Annotated in this window: 7 protein-coding genes; 3 read left to right on the forward strand and 4 right to left on the reverse strand. The window is 70.1% G+C overall.

Annotated features, from left to right (window positions below; all coding sequences use genetic code 11):
* Positions 1-522 (forward strand): replication initiator (locus I6A60_RS25230; RefSeq protein WP_374487264.1); only part of this gene is annotated, 522 nt, incomplete at its 5' end.
* Between the two features lie 502 nt (positions 523-1,024).
* On the opposite strand, the gene I6A60_RS25235 is transcribed toward I6A60_RS25230, so the two are convergent.
* From I6A60_RS25235 to I6A60_RS25245, 3 genes are all read right to left on the reverse strand, one after another.
* Positions 1,025-2,584: a recombinase family protein gene (locus tag I6A60_RS25235; protein WP_203022156.1), complete on the reverse strand. Its 1,560-nt coding sequence runs from the start codon at positions 2,582-2,584 to the stop codon at positions 1,025-1,027.
* 23 nt (positions 2,585-2,607) lie between these two features.
* Positions 2,608-3,837: a replication initiator gene (locus tag I6A60_RS25240; RefSeq protein WP_307873857.1), complete on the reverse strand. Its 1,230-nt coding sequence runs from the start codon at positions 3,835-3,837 to the stop codon at positions 2,608-2,610.
* A 522-nt stretch (positions 3,838-4,359) separates the two neighbouring features.
* Complete coding sequence (locus I6A60_RS25245; protein WP_203022157.1) at positions 4,360-4,962, reverse strand: hypothetical protein; 603 nt, start codon at positions 4,960-4,962, stop codon at positions 4,360-4,362.
* Positions 4,963-5,097: 135 nt separating this feature from the next.
* Here I6A60_RS25245 and I6A60_RS25250 point away from each other — a divergent pair, with 135 nt between their 5' ends.
* Both I6A60_RS25250 and I6A60_RS25255 read left to right on the forward strand, forming a co-directional pair.
* Positions 5,098-5,322, forward strand: a complete 225-nt coding sequence (locus I6A60_RS25250; protein WP_203022158.1) for a hypothetical protein — start codon at positions 5,098-5,100, stop codon at positions 5,320-5,322.
* A gap of 468 nt (positions 5,323-5,790) precedes the next feature.
* A complete protein-coding gene (locus I6A60_RS25255; protein WP_203022159.1) occupies positions 5,791-7,182 on the forward strand; it encodes a hypothetical protein in 1,392 nt (463 codons plus the stop codon).
* Between the two features lie 115 nt (positions 7,183-7,297).
* Here I6A60_RS25255 and I6A60_RS44175 read toward each other — a convergent pair.
* Positions 7,298-7,423: tetratricopeptide repeat protein (locus I6A60_RS44175; protein WP_203042473.1), on the reverse strand; the 126-nt coding region annotated here is incomplete at its 5' end.

Below are 7,423 nucleotides of genomic sequence, written 5' to 3' on the forward strand. Positions count from 1 at the left end.
ATGGACGCGGTCAAGGTCGGGAACTACCTGGCGAAGTATCTGACCAAGTCCGTCGGCGACGACGACGCGCTGAACGCGCCGGTCCGCTCACTCGGCCATCTGCGCCGGCTGCGGCTACGCGACCACCAGCGGCGGCTAGTCGAAACCTGCTGGCGCCTCGGCTCTGACCAGGCATTCAGCGCGGCGCTCGATGAGGCGGCCGGTCGCGCTCCCGGCCGGTTGCCGGGGTTGATCCGCTGGTCGCACGCGCATGGGTTCGGTGGTCACTGGGTCGGGAAAAGCCGCAGATACAGCACGACCTTCGGTGCGGTGCGCTCGGTGCGACGGCGCTGGGCACGGGTGTTCTCGGCCGCGTTGAGCGGTCGTCCGTTCGGCACCGACGATGCGGGCGGGTTCGTGGCACTCGATGAGTTCGGCCGTCCGGATGGCGATCCGGCAACGGTGGTGCTCGGCCAGTGGCGCTATGCCGGCCGGGGCCGCGACCCAGGAGCAGACGCGGACGGTTCGGGTGGTGGGTCGTGAGCCGGGCCCGTGCCCCGCGGCGGGTAGCGGGTGAGGTCGCGCTGCCCTTCGAGGACGACCACGAGGAGGCGTCCGGCCGGTCGGACGTGCCGGGGCTGATGGTCGGCCCGGTCGTGAGTACCGAAGGTTCGATCCGGGCCGTTGATGCTGTTCCGGTTGCTGTGGTCGCGGAGGCGACGCAACCGGTGGGGGTGGGTGGGTGGGCCCGCCGGCCGCCAGCGGTGCTCCCCTCGGCTGAGCAACCGTGCGGTGGCGCTCGGCCGTCGCCTGGCCGCGCGGGAGGTCCTCGGCATCGGGGCCGCTGTGCGGGGCGTGCGTCGACGCGTGCGGCGGTCGCGTCGCCAGAGGAGTGGGGCCGGGTCCAGGCGCTACGCGCGCCCCGGTGGACGCCAGAGCAACGCGCGCATGCGGCGGCGCTGTTCGGCCTGGTGCCCCCTGAGCCGGCGTCGGCCCTGCCGGCGGTCGGGCGGGTGTGGCGTCGGGCCTGACCTGGCCGGACGGCCTACTTCCATTGGGGGTCCAACAGGTCCGGGTCGAACGGTGCCCCGCGCCGCGGGCTCTTCTTGACGATGACGGCGTGCAAGTAGTCCTCGATGATCGCCCGTCGGTGGGGCAGCGTGTAGCTGTCCCACTCGGCGCGGATGTTCGCCGGGGCGGCTTTCACGGTCTCGACGCGGGCGGTGTGGCGGGCGCGGTTGGCCAGCAGGCCGCGTTCCTCATCCTCGAAGTGCTTGATCTGGGGGAAGTAGCGGTCGCCGGAGATCTGCTTGGCCCGGTAGGCGGCGTTCAACTCCTCGATCCTGGTGCGGACGTCGGTGAGTTCGGCTTCCTTCGGCCACGCCTCGTCCACCGCAGCGGGCGCGTCGGCTAGCTCCAACTCCACCTTGCTGATCAAAGCCGCGACGATGTACTGGTCGGTTTTCGGGCCGTTGCGGGCGACCTTCCCACAGCCGTAGGTCGACGCGGGGCACAGGTAGTGGTGACCGTAGGGGCTCGCGGTTCCCATCATCGGCCGGTTGCACTCGCCACAGCGCACAATGCCGGTGAGCAGGTACTTCCGCGCGTTCTGGCCCCGGTGGCGCTTTCCGTCGGGCCGCGCGCCGATGACGGCCACCACGCGTTCCCAGGTGGCGGGGGTGAGGATTGGCTGCCACTCGCCTACCACCGGGTTGCCGTCCGGGTCGTGGACGACTTCGACGAACGTGCACTGCTCGCCGGTCTCGGGGTCGGTCTCGTAGACCGTGCGGCCTCGCCAGCCACACAGCCGCGGGTTACGCAGCATCTGTTTGGCCTGGCCAACCTGCCAGTGCTTGCCCCGGGTGCCGGTGATCCTGGCACGGTTCCACTCGGTCACGATCGCGGTGAGTGGTACCCCGTCCAACAGGCGGCCGACGGACTTGGTCAGGATCTCGCTCTCGACCGGGTGCAGCGTGCGGCGGTCGTCGTTCCACCCGAACGGGCGCGGCCCACCGGTGATCTTCCCGGTCTGCTGCATGTCCAGGTGCCAGCGGCGCACCCGTCGCGCGGTGTCGGCGGAGGATTTGTTCGCCATCGCGACCAGGATGCGGGCGGTGAACTTCCCACCGTCGGTCAGCAGGTCAAACCCGCCGGTCAGACCGACGATCGGGCGGCGGTGATGCTCCACGATCTCGATCGCGTCCTCGAGGTCGCGCGGGTCACGGGCCAACCGGTCCAGGTCCGCGACGATCACAGCGTCGATCACTCCGGCGCGTAGATCGGCGAGCATCCGCTGCCACACCGGGCGGATCACCCGATACACCCACGACCCGTCCGGCTGCACGATCCGCTTCTTCTTGTACGCGGACGTGTCGTTCTCCTCGTACACCGGCTCACAGATGATCCCGCCGACCGAGGTGACCCACGCGCGTTCGTCGGCCTCCTGGCGGCCGACACCCTTCGCGTCGTCTTCGGCGTCATCAGAGATCCGCGTGTAAAGACCGAAGCGGACACCCTCGAAACTCGGCACCGTGCCCAACGGGGACATGGTCACCGGGGGTGCCACGGCCGCGGGCCGGACTGGACCGTTTCGGCTGGTTACCATACGTTGATTATAGGTTGGCCGGGTTACTGCCCGCCGAACCCAAATCCGTGCGACCAGCGCAGCAACCCGACCGTGCGCCCCGGGGTGCGGCCCGCCGCAGTGTCCAACGCTTCGGCGAACGCCCGGTCGGTCCCCAGCCGCCAGCACGCCTCCACGAGCCGACGTTGGTGCGCGGGTAGCCGCAGCCGGGCCAGGTGTGCCAGCGACCGGACACGGCTATCGAGGGCGCCACCGTCGAGCGTCGATTTCGTCAGGTATTTCGCCAGGTAGTTCGCGACCTTCCCCGCGTCCGTCTCCCCACCCAGGCGGATACGGCGGATGTCGACTTGGCGGCCCCAGCCGACCGCATACCGGCCATCCGTCGCCGGCTGCACGGGCAGCGCGCCGGCCGTGTCCAGCAGCGCCACCCCGGCAGGGTCGGGAGCATCCACGGCCACCGTGGCGAGCACGTCTCGCAGGCAGTCCGCGACCAGGTCCCCGGCCGCCCAGCCCGGCGCGACCGTCAGACCGCCATCACCGTCGCGACCGTCTACCCGGATCACGACATGCAGGTGGACCAGGCCCCGCCGCTGCATCTCCGCGACCTTCACAAACGACACCCGCACCTGCCGGCGCAACCCAGTCACGGTCAGCCCGGCAGCCGAGGCCACCGCGGATTCCAACCGGTCCCGCGTCGCCTTCCACAACGTCGGCAGCATCGCATTCCAGACCACGGCACGGCCGTAGTCGAAACAGCGCGCACAGATCGGCTCGCCCAGCCGCTTATCGTCCGCCGCATGCCGTTGCGTACAAGCCAACGCGCGGCCATGCTCGCAGGTCCCGCGCCTTTGCCGACAGACCTGGCTTTCCGCGCCTTTGCCAGCCCGCCGGGAATGCACCGGCCCGAACGACGGAGCGGTCAGCGTCACGAACCAGGCAGGACACCCCGCATAGTCTCGGCCGTCGTCCGAGCTAAGGCCCTGAACCACGATCCGACGGGCGTCACGCTGATAAAGCCGACTGCAATCCGGACACGCCGACGCCCGCCGGTTGTTGCAGCGCACATGCACCGTTGGAGGGATCGGCGCGCGGCGCATCTCGCCCGTCGCCACGTCCACATGATCCGACCGGCCCGCCAGCCGTACCGGCCGTACGCAGCCACCTGCATTGGAAACCACGGCGTCCGCCACCGGACACGCTCCCACCCAGGAGAGCAAGCCCAGCCGCGCACCAGCCCACCCACAGCAGCGCACAGCCCCGACACCCCACGGCACGAAGACCGCACGACGCCATCAGCACACGGCATCAGAGCACCGCACGCGGGCAGCACACAACCACAGGCAGAACAAGAAAAGAAAGGCGCGGCTGTAGCTTGCGCAGCCACCCACTCCACGGTGTGGAGTGGGTGCGCCCGGGATACCCACCGCCAGAAGAAAGCAGTGGGTCACGCCAAGCGCTAGGTGGTGTCCCCGTCAAGCCAGTGCAGCCCTATGGCCGAATGTTTGAGTTATGCGTCGGCTTGACCATGGCGAACACCCGAACCGGAGTCAGGGCAAAATTTGGGTTTGTTTATGGCTTCCGCCAGTCGGCCAACACCCACAATACCCCCCAAGACCACGGCGTGTCCCACGATTAGCGGTGCCCGGAAGGGGACACCGGCCCGCACACCGACGGGGGGCGGACCAGGCCCGCCGAAACCGCCCAACACACAAAGCCGGAGGCACCGACGCCGTTGGCTGTGCCTCCGCCCGACGAACACTGAGCTGCGCGGTCCGAAGGTTCAGCGCGAACCTGTCCTACCTCTTGACCGAGGTCGTCGCACCAGGCGCGCTGCCTGCTCGCTCACCCGCGACCGGCCGCGCCGACAGGCCCGCCAACCACTCGGGCCCCTGCCACCAGCCGGCGATCTCCCACACGACCCGGACCTGCACACGGTCTCCGCTGGTCACGGCGACCTCATGGGGGATGGCGAGCTGGTCCTGTCGCGGTAGGGGCCGGGCCGTCGACGTGACCACGGCACGCCGGTTGTCTCGTCCAGCACCCAGCGTCTCCGAGACCGCCAACGCGAGCGCGACCTGTACCGGCCAAGCCCCGGGCGGGCAGATCACCGCCGATGCCACCACCGGCGAACGGGCCATCTCCCGGGCGACCCGCCACCGGTCCGACCATGCCATCGGCGTGAACAGCACACCGTCGCCCGTCGCCCCGAGGGCCCGCGCCCAGTCCGGGTCACGATCCCGGTAGACGACCCCGGCCCGCCGCAACGGAACATCCACCGCAAGACGGGGCACAGACACGACGGTCTCGCCACCGCCCTCAACGGCCATCGTGACCACCAGGCCCCCGCCCGCCGAGCCGTCCGCCGCGTTGTCGTACCCGCGCAGAGTCGTGGCCGTCATGCCGCACGACCTGCCGCCAGTCCCGTGACAGCGGCCGGGCGGGCGAACCGGAACACCTCCCACACCGCCAGCTCTACCCGTCGGCCGTCCACGTCGGCCCGCACGTCGTAGCTGGCCGTAGGGCGCGAGCGACGTATGGGTGGACGCCCCGCGCACACGACAGGCGCTACCGAACCGACCGGCCGCGCCGCCGCCAACAGACCGCCGACCGCGAGCGCCAACGCCGTCTGTTCCACCGCCACCCCGTACGGCCAGACCGCGACCGGACCCACCTCCGGACAGGTCGCCACGATCTCCAACGCCCACCGCACCAGCAGCGGCCGAGGTATGTACGCCACCCCCGCCGACCCCGACCCGTGAGGGTCGGCCGGGTCTGACCCAAACGGTCTTGTGAGGGCCAATCCGTCGCGCCCCAGCGGCGCGAGGACTGGCAGGACCACCGGGGCGCCGTTACCGCCGTTCCACTCGATCACTGCCGTCGTCACGATGTCTCCCCGATGCCGGGCCGGACGCCCGCGTCTGGCGGGCGGCTGTCAGGGCGGCGCCGGCCGGGGGGTGACGCCAGCCCGGCCGGAACCGTCGAGGCAACGATTGGCGATCGGATGACTCTCTTACGTAGCCGTCAACGGATCTTTTCGGCTGCCTTGAAAACGTGCGTCTCCGCCGCTGGGGATGTCCTGTGGTGCCGTGTCAAGGCCGTCGATGGTGCCTTCTTGGGGACATTTGCCGAGCGGTTTGGTATCAGTCCGCACGGCCCTGGTGACAGGGAGCAGGCGGCCCCTCGATCATGGGGATGTTCGTTCCGCCCCTGCCCGAGGAGGGACGCCTGTGTCCGTGGCTCCCGCGCAACGCACCCTGCTGGCGTGCCGCATCCAGGAACGGTGCTGGACCGTCGAGGAATTCACCGAGGAGTTCAACCGTGCCGCCCGCCGCTCGTTGCCAGGCGGACGTGACCACGCCATCAGCCTCGGCCAGGCAAAACGATGGGTCGCCGGCCAGATCGACAGACCTCACCCAGCATCACGCCGCGTCCTGGAAACGATGTTCGCCACCGACGCGCGTGACCTCCTACAGCCGCCGCCGAGCGCACCGCCGCAGCGTGACTCCTCCCGCACCGCCCCCACGGACCTGGTTCAGCACGCCGAGCCGGATGACGATGGACACACCAGGCTGACCGGCCCCGGGGAGGTGAGTGCGACGCGTCGTCGCGACCTGCTCAACGCTGGCGTCCTACTCACCGCGACCGGGACAGTGATCGGCCCCGCCGAGCGTGCCGCGCGGATCTCCCGGGCGATCGCCGCCGCCGGCCCCGACCCACTCACCCTCGCCCAGCTCCAACACGGCATCCACCGGTTGACCACCCTCTACGCGGTCACGCCGCACGGTGACCTGATCGACCCGATCGAACGGGCGTGGGACGACGCCGAGATTCTCCTGGGAGCCTGCCGGCCGGGCCCGACCAGACAAGATCTAGATCTTGTCGCGGGTCGGTACGCCTACTACCGCGGCCAACTCGCGTTCGACATGGGCGACGACCACACCGCACTGACGTTCTTCGTGCTCGCCGCGCAGCACGCCGACGCCGCCCGGGACTCCCTGCTTTCCGGGTCCGTCATCGTCATGCGCTCAGCCGTAGCATTCTTCGCGGGCGACTATCCAGCAGCAGCCGACCTGGCACAGCAAGGCCAGCGCGGCGCGCACCCCTACATCGTTCCCAAGCTCGCCAGCGCACTCGCCCGAGCCCGCGCGCAGATCGGCGACACCGACGGCGCCCTTGCCGCGCTACGCACCATGCGCGACAACATCTGGACCGGCCCACCGCAGCCCGGACCCGAAGCAGGCGGCGAAGAAGGCTTCGAGGCATTCAGCGCCGCGACACTCGGCTACCTCGGACGAGGCGACCAGGCAGAACACCACGCCCGACGATCACTCGCCCTCCTCGACGGCAGCGGGCGACACGTCCAAATCGCCGGAACATACCTCGCGCTCGCCCGCGCCTTCATCCACCGCCAGCGCCCCGACCCCGAACAGGCCGCATCAGCCGTCCGCGACGCCCTCACCGCCGCAAGCGGGAACGACCACGGAGCCACGACCACCCGCGCAGCCGGCATCTACCGACGCCTCACCGCCGAACCAGGCTGGACACGACTCCCGGCCGTCCGCGACCTGGGCAACCAGCTACCCAACCGCGCAGCACTCCCCGCGCGAGCCTCCGTCTAAGCCGGCCCGGCCCGCAGACAGGCCGCCAGCGAACATCTCCCGCGCGAAACGCCCATGCGCGTCTCCCAGGAAGACACCACCGCCTGGCGCGCGAGAACTCACGCCTTCCCGCACGTCAGATCGAGGCGCCGTCTTCGAGATTGCGCCGGATCGATTGGCACGTCGGGTGGTCGGGGCCGTAGACGGCCTCGGCGATGGCCAGCGCTCGCTCGAACAGCGGCAACGCCTCACCCGCCCGGCC

This window comes from Frankia sp. AgB1.9 (assembly GCF_016786355.1).
Classification (GTDB): Bacteria; Actinomycetota; Actinomycetes; order Frankiales; family Frankiaceae; genus Pseudofrankia.